The sequence below is a fragment of the Vagococcus teuberi genome (assembly GCF_001870205.1).
GTDB classification, from domain to species: Bacteria; Bacillota; Bacilli; order Lactobacillales; family Vagococcaceae; genus Vagococcus; species Vagococcus teuberi.
On record NZ_CP017267.1, the window covers coordinates 1,187,528 to 1,210,951 of the forward strand.

The window sequence follows — 23,424 nt, forward strand, 5'->3', positions numbered from 1 at the left end:
CCTCTTTTCATTTTTTATTTCGTTATACGAACGATTCCATAATGTTATCATTGACATGTTTTAGTTACACCTCGCTTTATTTTTCTTAATCAAACACTATATTGTATTTTAATCGTATAATAAAATAGGATGGGTTTCAAGTTTGAACTCTTACTGATTAATAAGACGTGGTTTCACGCATAAAAAATAAGTAGCAATAACCACTTGCTACTTATCCTTATAACTATTATTGAGTTACCACTGTAATAGTGCCTTTCCACTTCTCATTAACAAAATCAACAATTTTTTGATCATGTAATACGTCAACCAATGCTTTTGTTTTTTCTGAATCTTTGTCTTCTGTACGAACCGCAATAATATTGGCATATGGTGAGTTGTTATCTTCCACTAAAATACCATCTTTTTCTGGGTTCAACCCAATCCCTTCAGCAAAATTAGCATTAATAGCCACTAAATCGCCCTCTTTGTTTTGGTATGTTGTTGCCATCATCGCTGGATCGATGTCATATTTGAAAACTAATTTTTTCGGATTTTCTGAAATATCATCAAATGTGGCAGTTGTTAAATCAACACCCTCTTTTACTTTCACAAGTCCTGCTTCTTGAAGCATCCCAATCACACGACCCCAGTCAGTTTGAGAGTTGCTAACTAAAATGGTCGCACCATCTTCTAAGTCTTTGATGTCTTTAATTTTTTGTGAGTATAGTGCCATTTTTTCTAAATGGATTGCTCCTGCATTAGTAAAATCATACCCTTTTTCTTTAACTTCTTTTGTGAAGTATGGGATATGTTGGAAATAGTTGGCATCAATTTCTTTTTCAGCCAATGCTTTGTTCGGCAAGATATAATCTTGGAATGTCACGATTTCTAAGTCGTACCCTTTTTCTTTTAATAATGGTTTTGCTTCTTCTAAAATTTCCGCGTGTGGTGTTGGAGACGCACCGACTTTAATCACCTTGTCATCTTTACTTCCGCTGCCTGACGCACTATCTTTTGTGCTTCCACTATTGCCACATCCAACCAACGTTAAAACAGCTAATGCTGCCACGCCTAATTTAATCCATGTTTTTTTCATTTACTTTTCCCCCTAAATGTTAATTTCGTTTATCTGTTAATTTTACTAATAAATCACCTAACCATTGTAAAATAAACACAATGACTAGAATTAATACCGTTGCGACCATGATAATGGTGTGTTTGTTTCCCATGAATCCACCTTGATAAGCAAGAGAACCCAGTCCCCCTGCCCCGATTGCCCCTGCCATAGCCGTAAAGCCAATCATCGTAATGGTGGTCACTGTGATACCAGAGATTAATGCTGGCACACTTTCAGGAATTAAGACTTTAAAAATAATTTGCAATTGTGTGGCACCCATTGCTTCACTAGCTTCAAGTACGCCTGGATCTACCTCACGAAACGCAATATCGACCAACCTTGCATAAAATGGTGCGGCTGAAATGACTAAAGCTGGTAATGCCGCTGTTGGCCCTAACATTGTTCCTATCAATGCTTTTGTGATAGGGAACAATAAGATAATCAAAATAATAAATGGTATCGAACGGAATGTGTTACTGATGATTGAGACAATTCCGTAAAGTGTCTTACCAAGTGGTTTGTTGCTTTTCCCGAAATAGTAAAGCATTAGACCAATGATAAGGCCGATAATTACCACAAAAAATGTTGAGACAAACGTCATATACAATGTTTCTTTTGTGGCTTTGATAAAATCATCGACATTAATTTCACTAAAATTAAAATACGTTTCTATTAATCCTTTTTCCATGTTAAATCACCTCAACTCCTACGCCATGTTGTTCAAAATAAATTAAACTCTCAGACACCGTTGCCTCGTCACCTGTCAATTGCACAAGCATTGTTCCAAAAGATGAATGATTTGCTTGTCTAAGACTGGCTTGTAAAATATTGACGTTGATGTTGTATTCATGAATGACTTGCGATATAACCGTTTCTTTTGCTTTATCTCCCTCAAAAATCAAGCGAACTAATAGCCCCTCAGGATAATGTTTCACCAAGTATTGAATTGCTTCTTCGTTTTCTTCGCTGTCTTCTTGAATGTCTTGTTTGATAAATCTTGCGGTCACTTCATGCTCTGGGTGTCTAAAGACTGATAAAGTATCTCCTGTTTCAATCACACTGCCTGTTTCCATGACAGCGACTTTGTTACAAATCTTGCGAATCACATTCATCTCATGCGTGATTAACACGATGGTTAAGCCAAGTTGTTTGTTGATGTCTAACAATAAATCGAGTACTTCTTCGGTTGTTTGTGGGTCAAGAGCACTTGTTGCCTCATCACATAATAAAATCTCTGGGTCATTTGTTAGTGCTCTAGCGATGCCGACACGCTGTTTTTGTCCACCTGAAAGTTGACTTGGATAAGCATTTTCACGGCCTTCAAGACCAACTAGTTTAATCAACTCGCGTGCTCTTGCTTCTCTTTCAGCTTTTGACACATGACTAAATTCTAAAGGTAGTAACACATTGTCTAAAACCGTTCTCGACCATAACAGGTTAAAATGTTGGAAAATCATCCCAACTTTTTTTCGGTAATCTCGTAAACTTTTTCCTTTTAATTTCGTGATATCTTCACCATCCACTTCGATGATGCCACTTGTTGGTTGTTCTAATAAATTCAATAAACGAATTAATGTACTCTTACCTGCTCCTGAAAAACCGATTACCCCAAAAATGTCGCCACTTTTTATGGATAAATCAACATGTTTGACTGCTTCGACCGTTTGTTTTTTGGTCTTATAAGTTTTACATACATCAATTAACTCTATATTACTCATGATGTTGCCTCCTATATCTTGATAACAAAAAAAGCTTCCGTCCTTTATCTACTTTACATAAGTAAACAAAGGACGAAAGCGTTGTTTCGTGTTACCACCTTTTTTCATTATTACCTCACGATAATAATCTTACCCAGTACGCAAGCGAGTCGCTTTAAATACTGTTGTCCGGTAACGGGAACTCCCGAAAAATACTAGCGGTAGACGCTCATACTTTTATGCTCAAAGACCATCTTCTATTTCCTTCTTGTTCCTCTTTCTCACCATCCGAGGTCTCTTTATACAATCCAAAAATATACTCTTCTTTTCAAAGCAATGATTTATAAGGCATATAATAACAAATGAAAAAATGCCTGTCAACAATTTTATTCGTCATTTTTTATAATTATGACTACTTAGTTTACGTTGCTATTCTACCATAATCATTGTAAAATATAGTAGTAGTAATACAGTAGCGTTTACAAATATTATTTGAAGGAGCTAATTTTATGGATTTAGCAAAATATGTCGATCACACGTTATTAAAACCAGATGCCACAAGAGAGCAAATCAAAACATTGTGCGAGGAAGCCGCAGAATATGATTTCGCCTCAGTTTGTGTCAATCCTTTCTGGGTAAGCTATGCAGCAGAAATTTTAGCTAATGCAAAAGCAAAAGTGTGTACAGTTATTGGGTTCCCTCTAGGAGCAAACACAACAGAAACCAAAGTATTTGAAACAACAAATGCTATTGAAAATGGTGCAGAAGAAATTGATATGGTGATTAATATCGGTGCACTAAAAAATAAAGAATACGATATCGTAGAACAAGATATTGCAGCAGTTGTTAAAGCAAGTCATCCAAAAGCGATTGTAAAAGTAATTATCGAAACATGTCTTTTAACTGACGAAGAAATCGTTAAAGCATGTGAATTATCTGTTGCAGCAAATGCTGACTTTGTTAAAACATCAACAGGATTCTCAACTGGTGGTGCAACACCTAAAGATGTGAAACTAATGAAAGACACGGTTAAAGACAATGCATTTGTTAAAGCATCAGGTGGCGTTCGCTCTAAAGAAGATGCCTTCACGATGATTGAAATGGGTGCTGACAGACTTGGAACAAGTTCTGGAATCCTTTTAATAAAAGAAGACTAGAACATAAAAAAGTCGATCAATTCTTGCTAATAACAAGATTTGATCGACTTTTTATTTTAGTAATCAAATTGTCGATAGTAACGGCGGATGTCTAATGGATGACAATTTAGTTTTTCAACATAAGCGTCTATACGTTGTGTCACACAGTGCATTAGTAAATATGATAAGACACGTCCTCTATTTTTCTCACTTATACCATCCACTGGATAATCTTTTGTGTCAATAAAAGTATAATTAGCACAAATTCGAGGTAAAAGATTTTTTACACGTTCTGATAACATACGCTGCTCATCTTCTCCTAAAAATAATGTCACAGGAGTAGTTTCATCAATAACTTCTAAAGTGCCATGTAAAAATTCAGCAGAATGAATTGATTTAGAACGTAACCAACTTTGTTCTTCCCAATAACACATTGCATATGAGTATACTGCCCCCCACTGGTTACCTGCCCCTATAAAATAATGCATTGCATCATGACGATGTTTTTGTGCAAATTCCAAACCAAAACTATCTGCTTTCTTTTCAGCCTCAACTAAACCTTTCGCTAAATAGTTATCTAATTCCGCATAGTACTCTTCATAGTCATCAAAGTCGCCATTTCTATTCATTAAACGATCAGCTACCATAAAATATTTAATTTGTTCTGTTCCTAATGGTTCGTAACAAACAACGTAATCACATAATTCAGCTAAAATACTCCCTGCTTTATCAATAAACCCAAGTAGTGTTGCACCGACTTCTTTCATTTCTTTCACTGCACGAACAACCTCTTGTGTCGTACCAGTAACTGAAGATAGAATGACTAAAGATTTTTCAGTTAATCGTCTATTTCCCGTTGTATAATACTCTGCTGCATGTTGGACATAAACTGGTAAATCACTTCTCCCATTCATATATGTTACTGCTTGCATACCCGAAGCATATGTTCCACCAATTCCTAAGTAAAACACATTATCAAAACCTTCATCCCACACTTTATCGATGATTTCTTCAACAGTAGGTCTTAATTCTAAAGCACCCTGTATTGTATCAATTTGTTGTTGTTCATTAAATTTTAGCATATTTTTATCCTCCTAATAATCTTGTTTTATTAAAATTTATTATCCTAAAATGCCATACCAAGTCAGTAAGACACCGATAATTGCTGCTCCTAAAATTTGCCATAATACATTAACTTTTCGTTTATTGAGTTTATAGAATATATATAAAACTACTAAACTCATTAATCCTGGCATCATGCCATCTAATATATTTTGTAATGTTTGTGCTTCATCTCCACTACCTAACTTCAAAGTAAAGTTAATCGCAACCATTTCATTTGTCATGGCTCCAATCACCATTACTCCTAAAATAGATGCAGCTTTTTTAAAGGTTTCCATTAACCCAGACTCTTGAATCTTAGTTAGATATCCTACTCCTAATTTATAACCTGACATCACACCATAGTATCTTAGTAAGTAAGCTGGAATATTGTAGAGTAACAGGAACAATATTGGGCCCAGGATATTTCCTTTTTCTGCAAGAGAAACAGCTAGTCCTGTTGCTATTACACGAATGGTTCCCATGAAAATAGAATCACCAATTCCGGAAAGGGGACCCATTAATGCTGTTTTAATCGAACTAATTGAAGAAAGATCAAAGTCATCACTGTTAGCATTTGTTTCCTCCATTGAAGCAACAACTCCACCTATAAAAGGTACAATTTGTGGTGTACAATTAAAAAATTCCATATGTCGTTCTAGAGAATTAGCATACTGCGCATCATCTTCTCCATACAATTTTTTCATAAGTGGCGACATCATATGAGCAAAAGCTAAATGCATTTGCCTCTCATAATTCCAACCAAATTCCATTGGCAGTGAGCGCCAAAATATACGCATTAAATCTTTCTTCGTTACTTTTTTTTCATTAGAAGTCATCATCATCTTCCACCCCTTGACCTGTTATCGTATTTGTCATTGAATGTGAACCTGTATTATTAAATTTCATTGTTATAAAAATCAGAACCAATCCAAACATAGCAACCCCTAATACTGGAACATGGAGATACGATGACAATAAAAATCCTAAAAAGAAGTATGGAATAATTGATTTATTCAAAATCATTTGTAATAAAATTGCGAATCCAATTGCGGGTAATAAGTTTGCAGAAACTTCTAAACCGTTAATAATTTTATCTGGTATCATGGAAAGGACATGCTCGATTTGTGAGCTACCTAGATAAAACCCAAGGAAGCATAGTACACCGCGTCTAGTACATTCTAATAAACCAATCGTCCACATAGATTTGGTGATACCTCTAGCATTCCCTTCTGAAGCTGCACGATCTCCTGAATGGGCAATCATTGGAAATATAATACTTAATAAGTTCCCAATAGCTAAAGACAACATTGCTATTGGCATGGCTATAGTTATTGCTGCTCCAACTCCTTGCCCTAAACTAATAGCAAAAGCAGTTCCTAATACGCCACCAACAATCACATCAGGTGGTAAATAAGCTCCAACGGATATTGCTCCCATAAAAATTAATTCTAATGAAGCACCAATTATAATCCCTTGTGTCAAATCACCTAAAACTAATCCTACTAATGGCCCCATAATAATTGGACGATTTAATAAATTTGATCCAATAGCAAAATCCATAGGTCCTAAAAATCCAATTAATCCGATTAACAGTGCAGGCACTATATCTCCCATATTTAATTCCTCCTTAGTTTAACGTTTTCTTCAAAAAATCAATTGCTCGTTTATCCACATCAAAAGGATGAGCAAAATATCTACTTTGCGCAAACTCAAATGTTAAATTTCCTGCATAACCGTTATCATGTAATCTTGATATATCCTCTAGAACATCTCTTGTACCTTCTCCCCAAGAAAGATGACCAGTGGGATTACCATCAACAAAATGGCAATGTCTAATACTATTTGGAAATATTCGGTAATAATCGTCAATTGTTTCGTTAGCTCGAGACATCGCTCCAAAATCTATATTAATAAATACATTATCACTACCCATTCCTTGTATGTATCGTTGTAAATCAGACAACGAATTAACTATGTTTGATTCTTCTGGCTGAAGAGCTTCAAAAACAATTGCTACATCAAACTTTTTAGCAAAATGTGCTAGATAACTCATGTTCGACATAGATCTTTTAAAAGCCTCATCTATGTTTTCATTATAAAAATTCCATCCTGAATTCATTGATATGTAAGGACTTTCCAATTCAGAAGCTACCCGAATCGTATTTTCAAAGTAACTAATGGCTTTTTTTTGTAGTAATTCATCTTTCGCTGCAAGATTGTACGGCTTTGGGTTACTCTGTTCTGGCGTCACACATATAGTTTTTAAACCATATTTTTTCTGTTTTTTTAAAAATCGTTTGGTATCTTGGTAAGTAAATTGATTAATATCAAAATGCTGAGTACATGTCCATAATTCTAATTGTGTAATGCCATTTTTATTAAGCGACTCGTAAAAATATTCTATAGGGTAATAACGATAATAATAATTCATCCCTGCTATCCTTGAAAACCAATCAAATTCACTCATTTTAAATAACATCACTTGCCATTATTTTTTTATCAGATGGAACTTGTCTTATTTCTACTTCAACATTGTTAGCTAATAACTCATGTATTAAATCTTTCTCATGCGATGTAACATTTACTGCTTTAGAAATATTTTCCTTATCTGTGCTGGCCTTAGTTCCTCCTAAATTAATTTGCTTAATATCTGGATAAGCTTTAGCTAATTTATAAGCATCTTCTATCGATTCAACAACAATGAACAATTTATACTTATCAGTTACCCCACTTTTCAGTGCTTTAATTGAGTCCTCTATATTTTTTATAACTAACTTAACTCCTTGTGGTTTAGCTAACTTTATTGTCGTTTTTCTTAAATCGTTATTAGGGACATCATCATTAGCTATTAAAATACAATCTGTTCCTAAATCTTGTGTCCACGTAAAAGCCACTTGTCCGTGTAATAAACGGTGATCAACTCTTGTCAGTAATATCATGTAAATCCCTCCTAAAATTCTTCTTCTTTAACTTGTAATTCATTTTTTAAAATGTTATTACAAAATTGAATGGATACTTTACTATTTGATAATGCTTCATTTATGCAGTCTTCTAATGAGTGAACAAATTCAATTTGTGTGACCAATTCAACAAGAAAAGGGAGATTCATCCCTGCCACTAAAAAGAAATTTGAATTACGGATATATTGCAAAAATTCATTATTCACACTACCGCCAAAGATATCTGTAACTACAATAATTTCTTTTTCTTGATTATTATTTATTATCTCACTTACTTCACTAGCTAAATCAAATGACTCTTCTGTATAACAATCTAATGCTTCAATATTTGTTTGTTTACCACAAATCAGTTCTAAAGATGATAAAATACCTGAAGCAAAGGACCCATGAGATGCTAGAATAATTCTTCTTTCCAATGTTCCACCTCCTTACATAAAAATAAAAGCAAATAGCATGCCAAAAATAATCGGCAAACTATTTGCTTTTTAAAAATCAGATTCAATCATTGATATATCAGATTTTTTGAAAATAATATCATAAACGTAGGCTACTTCTGAATTTGGTACATTGACACTATAATCACTTTCTATGACACTAAAGGCTTTTTTAATCAAAGATAACTCTCTTTGATGACACTGAGCTAATTCATCATATTGACTATATGTTTCTATAGGAATATTTCTAATTAACCTTTCAATCAAACAACTAATATGAACATACAATGCTATTTTTACATTATTACCTAATAATAGATTAAAAAGAAACTCTATTTCTCTAAAGAAATCTTCTATTTCATGAATCACTTTATCCGTATCTAAAATTGTTACAGACTGAATCACCTTCTCTAAAGAAAATGAGCGAATAATTCGTTTATTGAACAAGTCTTTTTCTTCTTTCGTCATAACAGAGGATAAACCATCCATCAATCGATTTGTATCTTGACCTGAGATCAATTCCTCAAGTGAGACATACATTAAATTTTCTATGTTTGGATTTTCTGTTCCTACAATACCTAAGACATCGTAGACTGAAAAAATAGTGTCGTCTTTTTTGTTTACATGTAAGGATTCATAGGAATAAGGCATAATCTTCAAGTCGCATGATACTGGTAAGCTCTTTTCTAATAGTTGATTAATTTGTCTAGCTGTACCTATACCCGTTTGACATACAGTTAAAAGTACTTTTTTTCTATTTTCTTGAGGATAGATAATTTCCCAATCTAATTTTGCTGAATCAACAGATTGTTCAATCATTTCCTCAAAAGGTAATTTTTTCTGTATATTTTCTCCTATAGACAACGCTAATGGTGTACTAACATTATTGACCACAATAATAGGTGTCTCAATTTGCTTGGGGAAAAACTGATATAGTTCCCTTAATGATCCCATGTCAACAAGAATAATCAATCCGTTTGATAACTCATTTTGCGTGCAATAGTTTATAATTTCTTCTGAAATTTGTTTCGTAGTAGTTTCAAGAGGCATGTCAAATGCTTCAAAAATTTCTTTCTCCAACAAACGATTCACAACATTTGAAATACTACTTGCTGTTGCATAACCGTGAGCAACTATAATCGCTTTAGGTATTCCTTGTTCTTTTTTCCAATCAATTTTTTTAAAATATAGTGTTAAAATAATATAATCCATTAAAGCAATATCTAAATCGATAAGAGGCTGACAAATATTTAGAATGCGACTAACATAATGATAACTGTCAGGGTATAAAGATTTAATTTCTTGATTAAGATGAGCAATACTTTTCGATAATTCATCATTTTCTGGATACCATTTTGTTGAACCTCGTTGTAATAAATAGTAACTTAAAGCGTATACACTGTTGCCGTTAAATTGGATGCCATAAGCTGTTCTCATTTGACGAAATGTTTCTCTAATATATTGTGTAACATATACTAGTAACTCATACTGTGAATAACGTTGTTTTGAAAAAAACAATTCATCAAACAATTTATTTATATGTTTCTTTATCTCTTCTTCACAAATTGATAAATCTTGATGATTTTCACGATAAATTAAAAGTACTTTTTCAAACGTCTCAATAACACCTTTTTGAGTTAATTGATTTATTTTTATCATTTGTTGCAAAGTAGTATCTGACTTAATTAATATCTTGTTTTCATCAATATTATAAACTAATTGCTCTGTATCCCTTAACAAATAACTTGGTAAGTAATGTATAGAAATATTAACAACTTGCTCTGATTTTTGTTCCATAAATGCTTTTGCAACTGTTACTTTAACGCAATTTTTCAACTCACCTATATTCCCTTTAAAGTGATTTCCAGCTAAAAGATTTATTACTTGAGACGAAATACTAATATCTTTTTGAATAATATGTCTTTCTGAGATAAAAAAAGAATAGATTAATTCGATTCGTTCATTTCGGCTTCTTTCTTTAATGGATGGTAAAGTTATTTGAATAGGAATTCGTCGTATAAAGGTTGTTAAAAAATTACTTTCAAGATCTTCTGTAGTAGCAAAAAATAATCGTGTATTTATATGGAGCGGGTGGCTATTATCACCTACTCTATATATAATATGCTGATCTAAATATGTGAATAGTTTTTCTTGCGCTTCAGCATTTAATCGATGAACCTCATCCAAAAATAATATTCCCTCGTTTGCTGATTCAAATATTCCTTGTTGCGTTTCATTAGCTCCTGTAAATGCCCCTTTAACATAGCCAAATAAATTACTTGTTAGAAGTTCTGGATTATTCGCATATTGAGCACAATTCAATGTAATAAACGGTGCATCTTCTTTAAGAATATCATTTTCAATACAATATTCATAAACCAATTTGACCAGATAACTTTTCCCAGTACCACTCTCTCCTGTAATAAGAACAGGTAAGCCATTATTAGGATAAGCTAATGACATTTTTATTTGGTCTATCGCTCTATTTAGGCTTTGATTATGTCCAATCATTAATGAAAAGAAATCTCTCTCTTTTTTAAAATAAGGCTTCTCATTTAATATCTCTTGAAAAGAAGAATAAACATTCTTCTTCAGCTTAAAATTTTCTTCTTCAAATGTTTTTTTACTCAAATAAAAAACTGGTCTAGAGTTAACTTTGATAAGTTTTCCCTCTGAAGTTAATTGATTTAGATAGTGACTGATTGTATTTCTTTTCACATTAAATATTTCAGCAATTTTTGATGCAGTGAATACATCACTTACATAATCAAAACTAAAAAATGAGGTTTGATTATCTAAATAAGCTATTATTTTTTTTTTCATCAGCTTACCTCCCAAGAATAATCATACAATAAAAAAGTATAGAAATCAGTTTAAAATAACTAATCTCTATACTAAACCTACATTAAAAATCTTGTTTTCTTGCTTTACGTTTGCTTCTATTTGATTGACGTTGCTCGATTTTACGTTTTTGTTTTTGATCATCGGCAATTGCGTAACGAATTTTTTTCTTGTAACCTGGTTTGACTTTTTTCTTCTGTTTTTTCACCATACCAATCATCGTTGGGTCTAATTGTTTTTGCGTACGTGAACGTTGCTCACGACGATTTCGATCATAATGATCCACAATTTCCCCTTTTTTGATGGTTTTTGGTTCAAATCGAATGCCAAGTTTTTCTAATTCAGCAAGTGCCGCTTCATCTTTTGGCTCATATAATGTGATCGCAATACCTGGAAGTCCATTACGACCAGTACGGCCCACGCGGTGAATAAAGAATTCTAGATCTTTTGGAATTTCCGCATTAATCACATGAGAAACGCCTTCAATATCAATCCCTCTAGCAGCTAAATCTGTCGCCACGACAAATTGATAATCTAAGTTTTGAATGCTTTTCATCACACGTTTACGTTCACGTGGTGGAATATCCCCATGAATCTTCGCTACTTTCAAGCCTTTTTCTTTTAAGAAATCTGTGATTTCATCGACTTTTTGTTTCGTGTTCGCAAATACCATCGCTAAAAACGGGTGGCCAATCGTTAATAAATCATACACGACTTGCTCCACGTCTTTACTTTTTGTCGAGATAACCCAGTTGTCAATCGTATCAGAAATAACAGACGTGGGTTTGATATGTTTAACAACAGGATTGTCCATGTATTTTTTCAAAAATGGTTTTAATTTCACTGGAATTGTCGCTGAGAAGACTAACATTTGTAAATTACCAGGTAATGTTGCGGCAATTTTATCGACATCTTCTAAAAATCCCATGTCAAGTGTCATATCCGCTTCATCCACGACAAAAGCAAATGCTGTATGTGTTTTTAGTGCACCACTTTCGATTAAATCTAAAATACGACCAGGCGTTCCAATCACTAAATGTGGTTGTTGGTTTGCTAACTTGTCCATTTGACGTTTTTTATCTGTTCCACCAACATAGTTGCTCACACGTAACTCATCATCATAGTGGCCAGCCAATTGATTGGCTGCTTGATAGATTTGTTCTGCTAACTCACGACTTGGTGCTGTGATAATGACTTGAACTTCTTCTTTTTTGGTATCTATTTTATTCATCAGTGGTAATAAAAACGTGTGTGTCTTTCCTGAACCTGTCTGTGATTGTCCAACAACACTTTTTCCTTTATTTATCACTGGAATCAATGTCTCTTGCACTTCTGTTGCTTCTTTAAATCCTATTTCGTCTAATGCTTGGATTAAGTTATCGTTTAATCCGAATTGGTTAAATTTTGTCATTGTATTCACCTTCCTTTACGTTCCTTTGGCATTATAGCACAGTTTCAACTAAAAAAATAATGTTAAAATGACGAATATAAAGGCAGTATATAAAATAATGGAATAAGTTAATGATGTTGTCGCAAATTCCGCGTCTGCTCCGTAACCTTTTGCTAAAATGGGCAACGCATTTTGAACTGGCATGGCAGATTGTAAAATAAAGACTTTTAACATCAAACTAGGCACAGGAATAATAAAAGATAATCCATATACCACAAGCGGTGAAATAATATAGCGACCAAGCATCACACCTGCGACATCTTTATCCATTTTTAAATTTTTAAATCCTGTTTGATAAATGATAATGCCAATCACAAAAAGAGACAGAGCGGTTGTCATCCCACCAACATAAGAAGAAAAATCAATCATCGGTTTTGGTACAGCCATATCTGTCAACATCCATAAAATTCCAACAAAAAACCCTAAAATAGCGGGTGACAATAATTGCTTCAATAATTTTTCAAAACTAAAATTGGCTTTTTCTAAACGGTTATTTGGGTTATCTCGACTAATCAACATAATACCAACTGTAAAGAAAAACGTGGTATTACAAATATAGTAAAGCAACGCATAGGGAATCGCTTTTTCACCAAAAATAGCCATATTGACAGGTAATCCCATAAAAATAGTATTAGCCGCCGTAAACATGGTGCGAAACGATCCCTTACGCGTATCTGGTACACGTGTAAAACGAGAATACACCATACTAATCAAAAACGTCACAATAATCGAGACAAATGGTAATGCTAATCCTGTGAATAGCTCTAAAAATTCTGCTCGAGTAAATTTTTGTGTCATATTTAAAAACATACTTAAAGGCAACGTGATATTTAACACTAATTTTGAAAATACATTAGCGATATGATTATCAAACCATTGTTTTTTAGTCAGCATATAGCCTAAAAAGATAATCGCAAATACCACTAAAATATTTAAATACGCCGTAATCATCTAATTGTTTATCCTTTCATTTAGATAATAACGTGGCAATCGATCCGTTAAGCCACACACGATTTCATAATTAATCGTGCCAATAAATTCTGCGGCATCATCTAACGTATTTTCTAGTGTGCCATTTTTGCCAAAAATCGTCACCGGTGTGCCAACATCATAACGTTTAGGCAGACGAATCATGCATTGATCCATACACACTCGTCCCACTATTTCAGCATATTCTCCATCAATAATCACCTTATAACCTTGGAATTGTCGAATCAATCCATCCGCATAACCAATGGGAAGTGTGCCAATCCATTCTTCCTTTTCAGCAGTATAAGTCGCACCATACCCAATTTTTTCTCCGGCAGACACTTGTTTAACATGGATTAGCTCGGTTGTAAGAGACAACGCTGGTTTTAACTCATAAGGCAGATCAAGGGCTTTCCCTGAAGGATTTAAGCCATATAATGCATCACCAAAACGAATCAAATTACTATTCCACGCATCATGCCATAAAGCTGTCGCCGAGTTTGATGTGTGAATGTAGCGAATCTCTAGATCAGAGAAAATATCCATTGCACGAGTAAATCGTTGTTGTTGCAATTCAAAATACGTGGTGTCTTTTGTATCTGCACTAGAAAAATGCGTGAAAATACCATCTAACGTCATGTAATTGGATAAAACAAATAATTCTTTTGATTGAACCATTTCATCTTCATCTCTTAATCCAATGCGTCCCATCCCTGTATCAATTTTTAAATGCACACTTAATGGATTCATCATAGGCTTTTCTGCTAGAGTCTCTTCAACTTGTTTTAGCCATTCAAGTGAAGGTGCAGTTAAAGAAATGCTTTGTGAGATAGCTAAATCGATATAGTTCGGCGACACATAACTCAATACTAAAATTGGTAACGTGATGCCGGCTTCTCTTAATTCCAGTGCTTCATCTAAATTAGACACACAAAAACCTGTTGCACCGGCTTTTTCGGCTGCTTGCGCGACTTTGATTGCACCATGACCGTATGCATTGGCTTTAACGACTGCAAATAAGACTTGCTCATCATTCAATCGAGCTAATTCTTGTTTAACATTGTATTCAATGGCAGATAAATCCACCACAACTTTACTTGGTCTATGTGTACTTTCTATCATGTTACGTCACTCTTTTCTCTGAAATTTATTAAAAAAGAAGGATAATTTAAATTATCCTCCTACCATGTCACTATTTTTTAGGAATAACACCTATCCCGATTGATTTTTCACCAAGATGTGTTCCAATAACTGGACCGAAATCACATAAAATGACTTTTAATTGGCTATCTCTTTTTAGCATGTCTTCTTTTACGTGTTCTGCTACCTCTATGTTATTGCAATGGATCACATAAAACAGACTATCATGTGGTTTACTTGGCACTTCCTCAAGCACAATATCAATCACGCGAGACAAGGCTTTTTTCTGAGAACGAATTTTTTCTGATAAAATAATGTCACCGTCTTGGAAACGTAAAATAGGTTTGATTTTTAATAAGGTTCCAATAATTGCTGCCCCATTTTTTAACCGTCCACCACGAACTAAGTGATTTAAATCATCCACGACAATATACCCTTCTGCAAATCGTCTCATTTCTTCTAAATGTTGAATAATCTCTTTAGGGTTTGCTTCCTTATGTTCAGTCATCTCCAAAGCGACTTCAACCATTCGACCCATTGGACCACTTGTGATATAAGAATCAAATGGATAAATATCGATGTCAGAAAAATCTTTTGAAATACCATTTAATGTCGTAATAAATCCAGATATCCCAGTTGATAAATGAATACTAATTACTGCATCATATCCTGACTTAGCTAATGTTTCGTAAAGTTCATAAACTTCACCCAGTGCAGGTTGGCTAGTTTTAGGAAATTCTTTGGCTACTTTTAATTTTTCATAAAATGCTTCGTCTGTAATATCAATTCCTTCTTGATAAACGACATCATCAATAATTAATGGAACAGATAAAACAAATAAATTTTCATGATCTAGGTACTGCTCTTGTATATAAGCGGTGCTATCCGTCACTATTGCAATCTTCATTGTATTTCCTCAATTCTATTTACTACGCTAAGTTCACAACTTACATTATAGGTTTCTTAGAGTTTAAAGTAAAGTCTGAACACTATTTTATTTACTGAAAAATTTCTGTATGGCTTGCTTATTCATTTCTTCATTGATTTCCAAGACACTTCCGGCGTAGTCATAGTAACCATTTTCCCACGAACCTTCGACTGGGACTGTTAGAATTTCGAGAGATTTATGTGAACTGAATAAATAACTACTTCCAACCGACAGATAAGTAGACAATGGAACGTCGGTTTGTGTGTACCCAACAACTGCCCCAAGCATCTCTGGTAACTTCCAAGCATGAAGTGGACTTGTTGCTTGTTTGGTGATAGCACTCATGACTTGTTGCTGACGTCTCACGCGACCAAAGTCTCCTTCAGCATCTTTTCTAAAACGAGCATATTGCAAGGCTTCATGACCACTTAAATTAGTCTGCCCTTTTTTAATCACTGTTCCTTCAACTTCTAAATCTTTTTCAGCTGTAATTGGCAAGCCACGTGGTGCTAACACGTCAATAATTTTAGGAAACGAATCAAAATTAACGACCGCATAATATTGAATCGGAATACCAAAATTATTTTCAATCGTTTGTCTCACCATCTCTGGTCCACCATACGAATATGCTGCATTAATTTTATTGTATTCAAGCCCATCTTGCGTCGGTATTCCAACAAACGTATCGCGCATGATTGACACAATTTGTGGTTGTTTGGTTTTTTTATTGTAATGTGCAATCATAATCGAATCCGAACGTCCTTGATCTTCGCCACGAGAATCACTACCCAATAATAAAATATTGACACTATCATTTTGACTCTTTTGACCCTTAAATGCTGTCATTTCAAATTCTTTGTTGTCTTTATCCATTTTCGCTGTGAAATACCCTTTAGCATATCCAACACCAGATAAACCAATTAACGCAACGAGTACGATTAACACCCAAAAGCCCCAAGATTTTTTCTTCTTTGGTTTCTTTTTCGGTGGAACGCCTTTACTTGTTGGTGGTTGTGCGTCACTAGGTTGTCGTCTGTCACTTTTTTTATCTTTTGTTTCATGTTTTTTTGCTTCTTCTTGTCTTCTTTTATCCATCCGAGACATGCCAGGCATAATATTCTCTCCTTATCATAAAGAAAAGATACCCTCTATCTAGTTGGTAGGATATCTTTCAAGTTTCTTTCTTATACTTCTATTTGATTTTATTCTAAATTTTAAAAACCAAAGAAATCATTAAATTCAATTGTAATCACTTTGTCTAAACTAATCGTGATCGATTCGACAAAATGAGGTTGATTCATTAATTTTGCTGTGGCGTCGGTTAACTTAAAAATAATAGGTGAAAAATCACCAAACTGTGTCTTCAAACAAATAATTGAAACATATTCATCATTTGTCATTAAGGTAAAATGATCTGCATACTTATTATCAAATACAATCTTCCAATCATGCATTGTGTGCCATGTCATACTAAATTACCTCCACTTTTTCATCTATTATAGCACAAAAAAAATCAACAGTCTGTTAGATTACAGTCTGCTGATTCATTGATTATTTCGCACGTTTCATGTAGCTTCCTTCAGACGTATTAATTTCTAATTTATCGCCTACTTCGATAAAATCAGGAACGTTGACTACTAAGCCTGTTTCCATTGTCGCTGGTTTACCAGAACCTGAAACAGTTGCCCCTTTAATTGAAGGTTGAGTTTCTGCTACTGTTAACACAACAGATGTTGGTAAAGATACGCCAACTACTTCTGTATCGTAAAATTGGATTGATACTTCCATGTTGTCTAACAAGTAGTTTAATTCATGTTCAATCACTGATACTGGAATTTCATATTGTTCATATGTTTCTAAGTCCATAAATACTGCCATATCATCTTGGATATATAAGTATTGTACAGCTTTTGTATCAATATGTGCTTTTTTTACTTTTTCATCAGGACGCATCGTTGTTTCAACGGTTGAACCTGAACGTAAATCTTTTAGTTTCATACGCATAACCGTATTACCTTTACCAGGTTTATGATGGCTTGCTTCTAAAACTTTGATTAATTTACCATCTTTTTCAAATGTGTTTCCTGCTCTTAAATCAACTGCTGATATCATTTTTCAATCTCCCTTAATAGTTACTAACCGTATCATAGCATAAAATGAACCATAATAAAATATTCTTGTGGTAAAAACGACTAAAAAACACGTCCTAGACACGTTTATATCCATAAAATAAACCAATTTTAGATTATTCTTTAACCAAATGCACGATTATAAAACAGGATGCCTTCTATCATCTCTAGCTTTAATTTTTTCATTAGTAAGTACTCACTTGGTACATCAAATGGGCAACTCACATGAGCATTCTTCGCCGGCACATAACCAAATCGACTATAAAAAGATGGGTCACCTAAAATCGTAATAAAGGCATGTTTCGTTTCTTTTGCTCGTTTTTCTAACTCTAACATGACGTGGCTACCAATTCCTTGATTTTGATAATCAGTTACTACTGAAAGAGGTGCTAATACCAAACCTTTCAAGTCATTTGTATCATTTTTTACCACTGCCTCACTTAACAAACCATGTCCCACGATATCATTATCTACAAAAGCCACCACTTCCAACTCTTGATTGTAAGTTGGTAGTTCTCTAATTGTTTCAACTAATGTTGCTTCACCATTATAACCATGATTACTTCGCTCGAAAGCCTTAGTAATCACTTCTTTAACGTCCTTATAATCTTCATTTCGGATTGTTCTTAACTTCATTGGTTTAACTCCTTATTTTAAAATAAATCTTTTTTGAAATGATACCATTCATTTTATTTGCTGACGAATTTAACCTTAAAGATACAACTTTAGTTGGATATCCTCACATAAATTTAGGTATAAAATAGACAATATAAAAACAATATCAACAAAGGAGTTTGATCACATGCTTATTACAACAACAGAAAATATCCCTGGAAAAAATTACGAAATTATTGGCGAAGTATTTGGTTTAACAACAAATTCTAAAAACGTGGTTCGCAATATCGGTGCTGGCCTTAAAAATATTGTCGGTGGAGAAATTAAAGCTTATACTGAAATGCAAGAAGAATCTCGTGAATTAGCGATTCAACGATTAAAAGAGAATGCAAAAAATATGGGAGCTGATGCGATTGTGATGATGCGTTTTGATTCAGGCTCTATCGGAACTGACATGCAATCAGTTGCAGCTTATGGTACAGCGGTAAAATTTATAAACAATTCCCCCCTATAAAAATAAACAAAAAAAACTTGCAACCTGTTTGGCTGCAAGTTTTCTTTTTTTAATACATTTCTAAATATTGCTCACGTTCCCACTCAGATACTGATTGGCGATACGCATCCCACTCCATACGTTTTGCTTCGATGAAGTTGTTGAAGATATGACTTCCTAATGCTTCTTTGACGATGTCGTCTTCACGCATTGCTTTTACAGCATTGTGTAATGTTGATGGTAAGTCCGTGATATGAGCTGCTTCACGTTCTTCTTCTGTCATCACGTAAATGTTGCGGTCCACTGCTTTTGGTGGTTCGATTTTACGTTTGATACCGTCTAGTCCAGCTTGTAATAGCACTGCCATTGCTAAATACGGATTAGCTGTTGGGTCAACTGAACGTAATTCTAAACGAGTTGATAAACCACGTGAACTTGGTACACGCACTAGTGGTGAACGGTTTTTACCACTCCAAGCCACATAAACAGGTGCTTCATAACCAGGTACTAAACGTTTGTATGAGTTAACAATTGGGTTACATACAGCTGTATATCCTCTAGCATGTTCTAACAAACCACCTAAGAAATGATATTTACTTCATTATTGCAGATATCCTCTACATTCTAACAAACCACCTAAGAAATGATACGCTGTTTGACTTAATTGATCTTCACCATTTTCGTCAAAGAATGCATTTCCTTTATCGTTAAATAAAGACATGTTGATATGCATACCACTACCAGCAATACCGTGTAATGGTTTTGGCATAAATGTTGCATGTAAACCATGCTTTCTAGCAATCGTACGAACAACTAATTCAAATGTTTGAATATTGTCACACGCTTCAATCGCATCTGCATATTTGAAATCAATCTCATGCTGTCCTGGTGCACACTCATGGTGAGACGCTTCTACTTCAAATCCAAGGCTTTCTAATTCTAACACAATATCACGACGGCAATTTTCACCTAAATCAACTGGGGCATAATCAAAATAGCCTCCTTGATCATTCAACTTTTTCGTCGCATTACCATTTTCATCTAATTTAAATAAGAAAAATTCAGGTTCAGGTCCAATGTTGAATCCTGTAAAACCTAAGTCTTCCATTTCTTTCATGATACGTTTTAAATTACTACGTGGGTCACCTGCAAATGGCTTGCCGTCTGTTCCGTGTACATCACAAATCAAACGTGCCACTTTTCCTTTTTCACTTTCCCATGGGAAAATCATCCATGTTGAAAGGTCAGGATACAAGTACATGTCACTTTCTTCGATACGCACAAATCCTTCGATGGAAGAACCATCAAACATCATTTTGTTGTCTAAAACTTTATCTAATTGGCTAATTGGAACTTCTACGTTTTTAATTCTACCTAAAATATCAGTAAACATTAGTCTTAAGAATCGAACATTTTCTTTTTCTGCAAGTGCTTTGATTTCTTCTCTTGTTGAATAATTTGCCATTGATTTCCACCCTTTTAATTAAAGTTTTATTACTAGTATCTGTTAAAGCGACTTTCATTCATTAAATCATTGTACAAAGCAATGCGAATCTTTTCTTCTGATAATTTTTCCTGTTTTCTTTTTTCCTTATCAAAAGATGCTTTAATGTCTTTAATGGTATACCCATCGTCTAACATATCTTTTATGTCCAGTAGAAGATCAATGTCATTAAGAGAAAATAACCGATTATTTCCTTCATTTCTTTTAGGATGAATTAACTGCTGTTCTTCATAGTAACGAATTTGCCTTGCAGTAAGTTCTGTTAGTAACATCACTGAGCCAATCGGAAACACAGATTTACTACGTTTTAAGTCTCTTTTATTCATTTTTTCTTCTCCTTTCATAAAAGGTTAAAAACAGAATAACAGTAAAAAAAAAGAAAGTCAATTAATCATGTGAGATAATCTAACACGACTAATCAACTTTTTTCACTCATTAAAAATAGATACTATTTACCGATTCACTGACGGCAATTTTGACATGCTCATAGGTTAATCCACCTTGGACATATAATTGGTATGGTTCTCTTATTGGTCCATCTGCCGTTAATTCTAAGCTACCACCTTGAACAAACGTCCCAGCTGCCATGATTACATCATCCTCGTAACCTGGCATATAAGATGGAATTGGTAAAACATGTGCATCAATTGGCGAGAACTTTTGTACTGACTGACAAAACGCAATCATTTTTTCTTTGTCATTTAATTCAATCATTTGAATTAAATCCGTGCGTTTATCGTTCCATTTCGGTGTTGATTCCACACCAAACTTTTCTAATAAGCGTGCGGTAAATATCGCACCTTGTATGGCTTGACTAACAGCATGAGGTGCTAAGAAAAATCCTTGTAGCATCTCGTGTGTGCTATAAATCATCGCGCCACCCTCACCACCAACTCCAGGCGTGGTTAAACGATACGATACTTTTTCAACTAATTCTTCTCTTCCGACAATGTATCCACCCGTTTTAGCAATACCGCCACCAGGATTTTTGATTAAAGAGCCAGCCATAATATCTGCGCCAACATCAGTCGGTTCCATTTCTTCGGCAAATTCACCGTAACAATTATCGACAAACACGACTAGATTGTCATCTATCTCTTTAACAAATCGAATCATCTCACCAATTTGTTCTACTGTAAAAGACGGACGTGAATCATAACCACGTGAACGTTGAATGGCGATGACTTTTGTTTTATCAGTTAGTGCTTTTTTTATGCCATCAAAATCAACTGAGCCATTTTCTTTTAGTGCCACTTCTTTGTACCCTATGTTGTACTCTTTTAATGACCCAATGCCATCACCTGCTACGCCAATGACTTCAAGTAATGTGTCATAAGGTGTGCCAGTAATGTAAATCAATTCATCATCAGGACGAAGTAACCCAAATAGAGTCGTCGAAATTGCGTGCGTTCCTGAGACGATATGTGGTCTAACTAACGCTTTTTCTGCACGGAAAACAGAGGCATAGACAGATTCTAATGCATCTCTTCCAATATCATCATAGCCATACCCAGTCGATGGGGCAAAATGACTTTCTGATACATGATGTTCTCTAAATGCTTCTAATACTTTTGCTTGATTAACCAATGCCACATCTTGCATTTTTTGACGTTCTTCTAATATATCTTTATCAACCTCTTTGATGGTTTCTACCAATTCTGGGTGTAATTTACCACTCCAACTCATCTTCACTATCCCCTTTTTTCCAACGTGCCACATTTTTTGCATACCCGATTAATTCATATTCGTTCAATGATTCATCATATTCATAAGTTTCTAAAAGCGTGGCTTCTTTTAGTTGGTTAAAATCTTTCATTTCAGCTGGTGTATATAACAAATGATATTTGGTTAAATTCTCTTTTAGGAAATCCATAATATCTTGCGTCAACTTCTCTTTATCCTCGATACGTTTTGCTGAAACCAAACAATTTGGAAAGAGTGTTGGCACAAAATCTCCTTCCAACAAATCTGCTTTATTATATACAGTCAACACAGGAATGTGATCCATGTCCAACTCATGCAATAACTCTAGCACCGTTTTTTCTTGTTGGTCTCGATTGGTGGAGGTAACATCCACGACATGAAGTAAAAAGTCCATGGCCTTGCTTTCTTCTAATGTCGATTGAAACGCTTCGATTAATTGGGTTGGCAAATCTTGAATAAACCCAACTGTATCAGTTAATGTCACTTGTGTCCCTGTTGGCAATTCCCACTTTTTGGTTAATGGGTCAAGTGTCGCAAATAATTGATCTTCTGAATAGGTATTTGCTTTAGTCAACAAATTCATGATGGTTGATTTTCCAGCATTAGTGTAACCAATCAAGCCCACTTGCATCGTGTCAGACTCTTGACGTTTTTTACGACTTCTTTCACGATGTTTTTCGATTTCTTTTAATTCTTGTTTGATTTGCGTCATTTTAAATCGGATATGACGTCGATCTGTTTCAAGTTTTGTTTCCCCTGGTCCACGTGTTCCAATACCACCACCAAGACGGGACATGCTAGCTCCTTGTCCGCTTAATCTTGGTAACAAGTAAGATAGCTGTGCCAGTTCAACTTGTAATTGTCCTTCTTTTGATTTAGCTCTTAGGGCAAAAATATCTAAAATTAATTGCACACGGTCAATCACTTTTACGTTCACGGCTTCTTCAATCACAGCTGTTTGCCTAGCTGTTAGTTCATGGTTAAATATCACCATGTCCGCATCAGTTGAGGACACAAGTGCTTCAAGTTCAACTAATTTTCCTTTACCAACAATGGTTCTGCGGTCAATTGTTGGTCTTTTTTGTGTCATTGTCCCAACGACTTCACCTTGAGCCGTTTGTGTTAGATTTTCTAATTCTTTCATTGATTCATCAAAATAATAAAAATTTTCTTGGGTTTCAACCCCCACGGTTACAACGCGTTCTATCATGTCATTCCTTCTTT

General features: G+C 34.5%; 23 protein-coding genes, 1 pseudogene and 1 other annotated feature. Of the genes and pseudogenes, 2 read left to right on the forward strand and 22 right to left on the reverse strand.

All coding sequences use genetic code 11. The features are described from left to right. Nucleotides 1-226: 226 nt before the first annotated feature. From BHY08_RS05640 to BHY08_RS05650, 3 genes are read right to left on the reverse strand one after another with little or no spacing between them, the layout of a single operon-like run. Entirely contained in the window at nucleotides 227-1,075 is an 849-nt protein-coding gene (locus BHY08_RS05640; RefSeq protein WP_071456950.1) for a MetQ/NlpA family ABC transporter substrate-binding protein, read from the reverse strand. Nucleotides 1,076-1,094: 19 nt separating this feature from the next. Next, nucleotides 1,095-1,784: a methionine ABC transporter permease gene (locus BHY08_RS05645; protein WP_071456951.1), complete on the reverse strand. Its 690-nt coding sequence runs from the start codon at nucleotides 1,782-1,784 to the stop codon at nucleotides 1,095-1,097. Between the two features lies 1 nt (nucleotide 1,785). After that, nucleotides 1,786-2,814 (reverse strand): methionine ABC transporter ATP-binding protein, encoded by a 1,029-nt coding sequence (locus BHY08_RS05650; protein WP_071456952.1) that lies wholly within the window; start codon nucleotides 2,812-2,814, stop codon nucleotides 1,786-1,788. Between the two features lie 65 nt (nucleotides 2,815-2,879). After that, nucleotides 2,880-3,134 (reverse strand) — a binding site (T-box leader). A gap of 168 nt (nucleotides 3,135-3,302) precedes the next feature. On the opposite strand from BHY08_RS05650, the gene deoC reads away from it, so the two are divergent. After that, nucleotides 3,303-3,950, forward strand: coding sequence for a deoxyribose-phosphate aldolase (gene deoC / locus BHY08_RS05655; protein WP_071456953.1), 648 nt, complete (start codon nucleotides 3,303-3,305; stop codon nucleotides 3,948-3,950). A 56-nt stretch (nucleotides 3,951-4,006) separates the two neighbouring features. On the opposite strand, the gene BHY08_RS05660 is transcribed toward deoC, so the two are convergent. The 15 genes from BHY08_RS05660 to BHY08_RS05730 form a co-directional block, all read right to left on the reverse strand. After that, nucleotides 4,007-5,011 carry an SIS domain-containing protein gene (locus tag BHY08_RS05660; RefSeq protein ID WP_071456954.1) on the reverse strand — a complete coding sequence of 335 codons (1,005 nt, stop codon included), beginning with the start codon at nucleotides 5,009-5,011 and terminating at the stop codon, nucleotides 4,007-4,009. 39 nt (nucleotides 5,012-5,050) lie between these two features. Continuing rightward, entirely contained in the window at nucleotides 5,051-5,875 is an 825-nt protein-coding gene (locus BHY08_RS05665; protein ID WP_071456955.1) for a PTS system mannose/fructose/sorbose family transporter subunit IID, read from the reverse strand. Next, nucleotides 5,859-6,647: a PTS mannose/fructose/sorbose/N-acetylgalactosamine transporter subunit IIC gene (locus BHY08_RS05670; protein ID WP_211267898.1), complete on the reverse strand. Its 789-nt coding sequence runs from the start codon at nucleotides 6,645-6,647 to the stop codon at nucleotides 5,859-5,861. Before BHY08_RS05670 ends, BHY08_RS05665 begins: the two co-directional genes overlap by 17 nt. Before the next feature lie 13 nt (nucleotides 6,648-6,660). After that, on the reverse strand, nucleotides 6,661-7,500 hold the full coding sequence (locus BHY08_RS05675) for a sugar phosphate isomerase/epimerase family protein (RefSeq protein WP_169817667.1): 840 nt from the start codon (nucleotides 7,498-7,500) through the stop codon (nucleotides 6,661-6,663). Between the two features lies 1 nt (nucleotide 7,501). Continuing rightward, nucleotides 7,502-7,972, reverse strand: coding sequence for a PTS sugar transporter subunit IIB (locus BHY08_RS05680; protein ID WP_071456957.1), 471 nt, complete (start codon nucleotides 7,970-7,972; stop codon nucleotides 7,502-7,504). Nucleotides 7,973-7,983: 11 nt separating this feature from the next. Continuing rightward, nucleotides 7,984-8,409: a PTS sugar transporter subunit IIA gene (locus tag BHY08_RS05685; RefSeq protein ID WP_071456958.1), complete on the reverse strand. Its 426-nt coding sequence runs from the start codon at nucleotides 8,407-8,409 to the stop codon at nucleotides 7,984-7,986. A 69-nt stretch (nucleotides 8,410-8,478) separates the two neighbouring features. Continuing rightward, the gene (locus tag BHY08_RS05690) at nucleotides 8,479-11,250 is read right to left on the reverse strand and encodes a sigma 54-interacting transcriptional regulator (protein WP_071456959.1); all 2,772 of its coding nucleotides are present in this window, start codon (nucleotides 11,248-11,250) and stop codon (nucleotides 8,479-8,481) included. A gap of 82 nt (nucleotides 11,251-11,332) precedes the next feature. After that, nucleotides 11,333-12,679: a DEAD/DEAH box helicase gene (locus tag BHY08_RS05695; RefSeq protein WP_071456960.1), complete on the reverse strand. Its 1,347-nt coding sequence runs from the start codon at nucleotides 12,677-12,679 to the stop codon at nucleotides 11,333-11,335. A gap of 48 nt (nucleotides 12,680-12,727) precedes the next feature. Next, nucleotides 12,728-13,669 carry an AEC family transporter gene (locus tag BHY08_RS05700; protein ID WP_071456961.1) on the reverse strand — a complete coding sequence of 314 codons (942 nt, stop codon included), beginning with the start codon at nucleotides 13,667-13,669 and terminating at the stop codon, nucleotides 12,728-12,730. Beyond that, on the reverse strand, nucleotides 13,670-14,809 hold the full coding sequence (gene alr / locus BHY08_RS05705) for an alanine racemase (RefSeq protein ID WP_071456962.1): 1,140 nt from the start codon (nucleotides 14,807-14,809) through the stop codon (nucleotides 13,670-13,672). Between the two features lie 70 nt (nucleotides 14,810-14,879). Beyond that, nucleotides 14,880-15,734, reverse strand: a complete 855-nt coding sequence (locus BHY08_RS05710; RefSeq protein ID WP_071456963.1) for a DegV family protein — start codon at nucleotides 15,732-15,734, stop codon at nucleotides 14,880-14,882. An 87-nt stretch (nucleotides 15,735-15,821) separates the two neighbouring features. Then, on the reverse strand, nucleotides 15,822-16,868 hold the full coding sequence (locus BHY08_RS05715; RefSeq protein WP_245729973.1) for an LCP family protein: 1,047 nt from the start codon (nucleotides 16,866-16,868) through the stop codon (nucleotides 15,822-15,824). Nucleotides 16,869-16,969: 101 nt separating this feature from the next. Next, nucleotides 16,970-17,224: a hypothetical protein gene (locus BHY08_RS05720; RefSeq protein WP_071456964.1), complete on the reverse strand. Its 255-nt coding sequence runs from the start codon at nucleotides 17,222-17,224 to the stop codon at nucleotides 16,970-16,972. A gap of 82 nt (nucleotides 17,225-17,306) precedes the next feature. Next, nucleotides 17,307-17,867: an elongation factor P gene (gene efp, locus BHY08_RS05725; protein WP_071456965.1), complete on the reverse strand. Its 561-nt coding sequence runs from the start codon at nucleotides 17,865-17,867 to the stop codon at nucleotides 17,307-17,309. Between the two features lie 140 nt (nucleotides 17,868-18,007). Further along, entirely contained in the window at nucleotides 18,008-18,520 is a 513-nt protein-coding gene (locus tag BHY08_RS05730) for a GNAT family N-acetyltransferase (RefSeq protein ID WP_071456966.1), read from the reverse strand. 166 nt (nucleotides 18,521-18,686) lie between these two features. On the opposite strand from BHY08_RS05730, the gene BHY08_RS05735 reads away from it, so the two are divergent. Further along, complete coding sequence (locus tag BHY08_RS05735; protein ID WP_071456967.1) at nucleotides 18,687-19,013, forward strand: heavy metal-binding domain-containing protein; 327 nt, start codon at nucleotides 18,687-18,689, stop codon at nucleotides 19,011-19,013. Between the two features lie 49 nt (nucleotides 19,014-19,062). Here the strand turns inward: BHY08_RS05735 and BHY08_RS05740 are convergent. The 4 genes and pseudogenes from BHY08_RS05740 to hflX form a co-directional block, all read right to left on the reverse strand. Then, nucleotides 19,063-20,457, reverse strand: a pseudogene (locus BHY08_RS05740) (glutamine synthetase family protein). 32 nt (nucleotides 20,458-20,489) lie between these two features. Beyond that, nucleotides 20,490-20,822, reverse strand: coding sequence for a MerR family transcriptional regulator (locus BHY08_RS05745; protein ID WP_071456968.1), 333 nt, complete (start codon nucleotides 20,820-20,822; stop codon nucleotides 20,490-20,492). Between the two features lie 109 nt (nucleotides 20,823-20,931). Further along, nucleotides 20,932-22,182, reverse strand: coding sequence for a methionine gamma-lyase family protein (locus BHY08_RS05750; RefSeq protein WP_071456969.1), 1,251 nt, complete (start codon nucleotides 22,180-22,182; stop codon nucleotides 20,932-20,934). After that, entirely contained in the window at nucleotides 22,166-23,410 is a 1,245-nt protein-coding gene (gene hflX, locus BHY08_RS05755; protein WP_071456970.1) for a GTPase HflX, read from the reverse strand. The genes BHY08_RS05750 and hflX overlap by 17 nt, the downstream gene beginning before the upstream one ends. Between the last annotated feature and the right edge of the window lie 14 nt (nucleotides 23,411-23,424).

Bases quoted from the DNA above. Each gene is read 5' to 3' on its own strand.
- BHY08_RS05680 (WP_071456957.1), bottom strand. From the start codon at position 7,972: ATGATATTACTGACAAGAGTTGATCACCGTTTATTACACGGACAAGTG.
- BHY08_RS05640 (WP_071456950.1), bottom strand. From the start codon at position 1,075: ATGAAAAAAACATGGATTAAATTAGGCGTGGCAGCATTAGCTGTTTTA.
- BHY08_RS05675 (WP_169817667.1), bottom strand. From the start codon at position 7,500: ATGAGTGAATTTGATTGGTTTTCAAGGATAGCAGGGATGAATTATTAT.
- BHY08_RS05750 (WP_071456969.1), bottom strand. From the start codon at position 22,182: ATGAGTTGGAGTGGTAAATTACACCCAGAATTGGTAGAAACCATCAAA.
- efp (WP_071456965.1), bottom strand. From the start codon at position 17,867: ATGATATCAGCAGTTGATTTAAGAGCAGGAAACACATTTGAAAAAGAT.
- BHY08_RS05735 (WP_071456967.1), top strand. From the start codon at position 18,687: ATGCTTATTACAACAACAGAAAATATCCCTGGAAAAAATTACGAAATT.
- BHY08_RS05650 (WP_071456952.1), bottom strand. From the start codon at position 2,814: ATGAGTAATATAGAGTTAATTGATGTATGTAAAACTTATAAGACCAAA.
- BHY08_RS05700 (WP_071456961.1), bottom strand. From the start codon at position 13,669: ATGATTACGGCGTATTTAAATATTTTAGTGGTATTTGCGATTATCTTT.
- BHY08_RS05670 (WP_211267898.1), bottom strand. From the start codon at position 6,647: ATGGGAGATATAGTGCCTGCACTGTTAATCGGATTAATTGGATTTTTA.
- BHY08_RS05715 (WP_245729973.1), bottom strand. From the start codon at position 16,868: ATGCCTGGCATGTCTCGGATGGATAAAAGAAGACAAGAAGAAGCAAAA.
- BHY08_RS05690 (WP_071456959.1), bottom strand. From the start codon at position 11,250: ATGAAAAAAAAAATAATAGCTTATTTAGATAATCAAACCTCATTTTTT.
- BHY08_RS05720 (WP_071456964.1), bottom strand. From the start codon at position 17,224: ATGACATGGCACACAATGCATGATTGGAAGATTGTATTTGATAATAAG.
- BHY08_RS05695 (WP_071456960.1), bottom strand. From the start codon at position 12,679: ATGACAAAATTTAACCAATTCGGATTAAACGATAACTTAATCCAAGCA.
- BHY08_RS05745 (WP_071456968.1), bottom strand. From the start codon at position 20,822: ATGAATAAAAGAGACTTAAAACGTAGTAAATCTGTGTTTCCGATTGGC.
- BHY08_RS05710 (WP_071456963.1), bottom strand. From the start codon at position 15,734: ATGAAGATTGCAATAGTGACGGATAGCACCGCTTATATACAAGAGCAG.
- BHY08_RS05645 (WP_071456951.1), bottom strand. From the start codon at position 1,784: ATGGAAAAAGGATTAATAGAAACGTATTTTAATTTTAGTGAAATTAAT.
- hflX (WP_071456970.1), bottom strand. From the start codon at position 23,410: ATGATAGAACGCGTTGTAACCGTGGGGGTTGAAACCCAAGAAAATTTT.
- BHY08_RS05665 (WP_071456955.1), bottom strand. From the start codon at position 5,875: ATGATGATGACTTCTAATGAAAAAAAAGTAACGAAGAAAGATTTAATG.
- alr (WP_071456962.1), bottom strand. From the start codon at position 14,809: ATGATAGAAAGTACACATAGACCAAGTAAAGTTGTGGTGGATTTATCT.
- BHY08_RS05730 (WP_071456966.1), bottom strand. From the start codon at position 18,520: ATGAAGTTAAGAACAATCCGAAATGAAGATTATAAGGACGTTAAAGAA.
- deoC (WP_071456953.1), top strand. From the start codon at position 3,303: ATGGATTTAGCAAAATATGTCGATCACACGTTATTAAAACCAGATGCC.
- BHY08_RS05660 (WP_071456954.1), bottom strand. From the start codon at position 5,011: ATGCTAAAATTTAATGAACAACAACAAATTGATACAATACAGGGTGCT.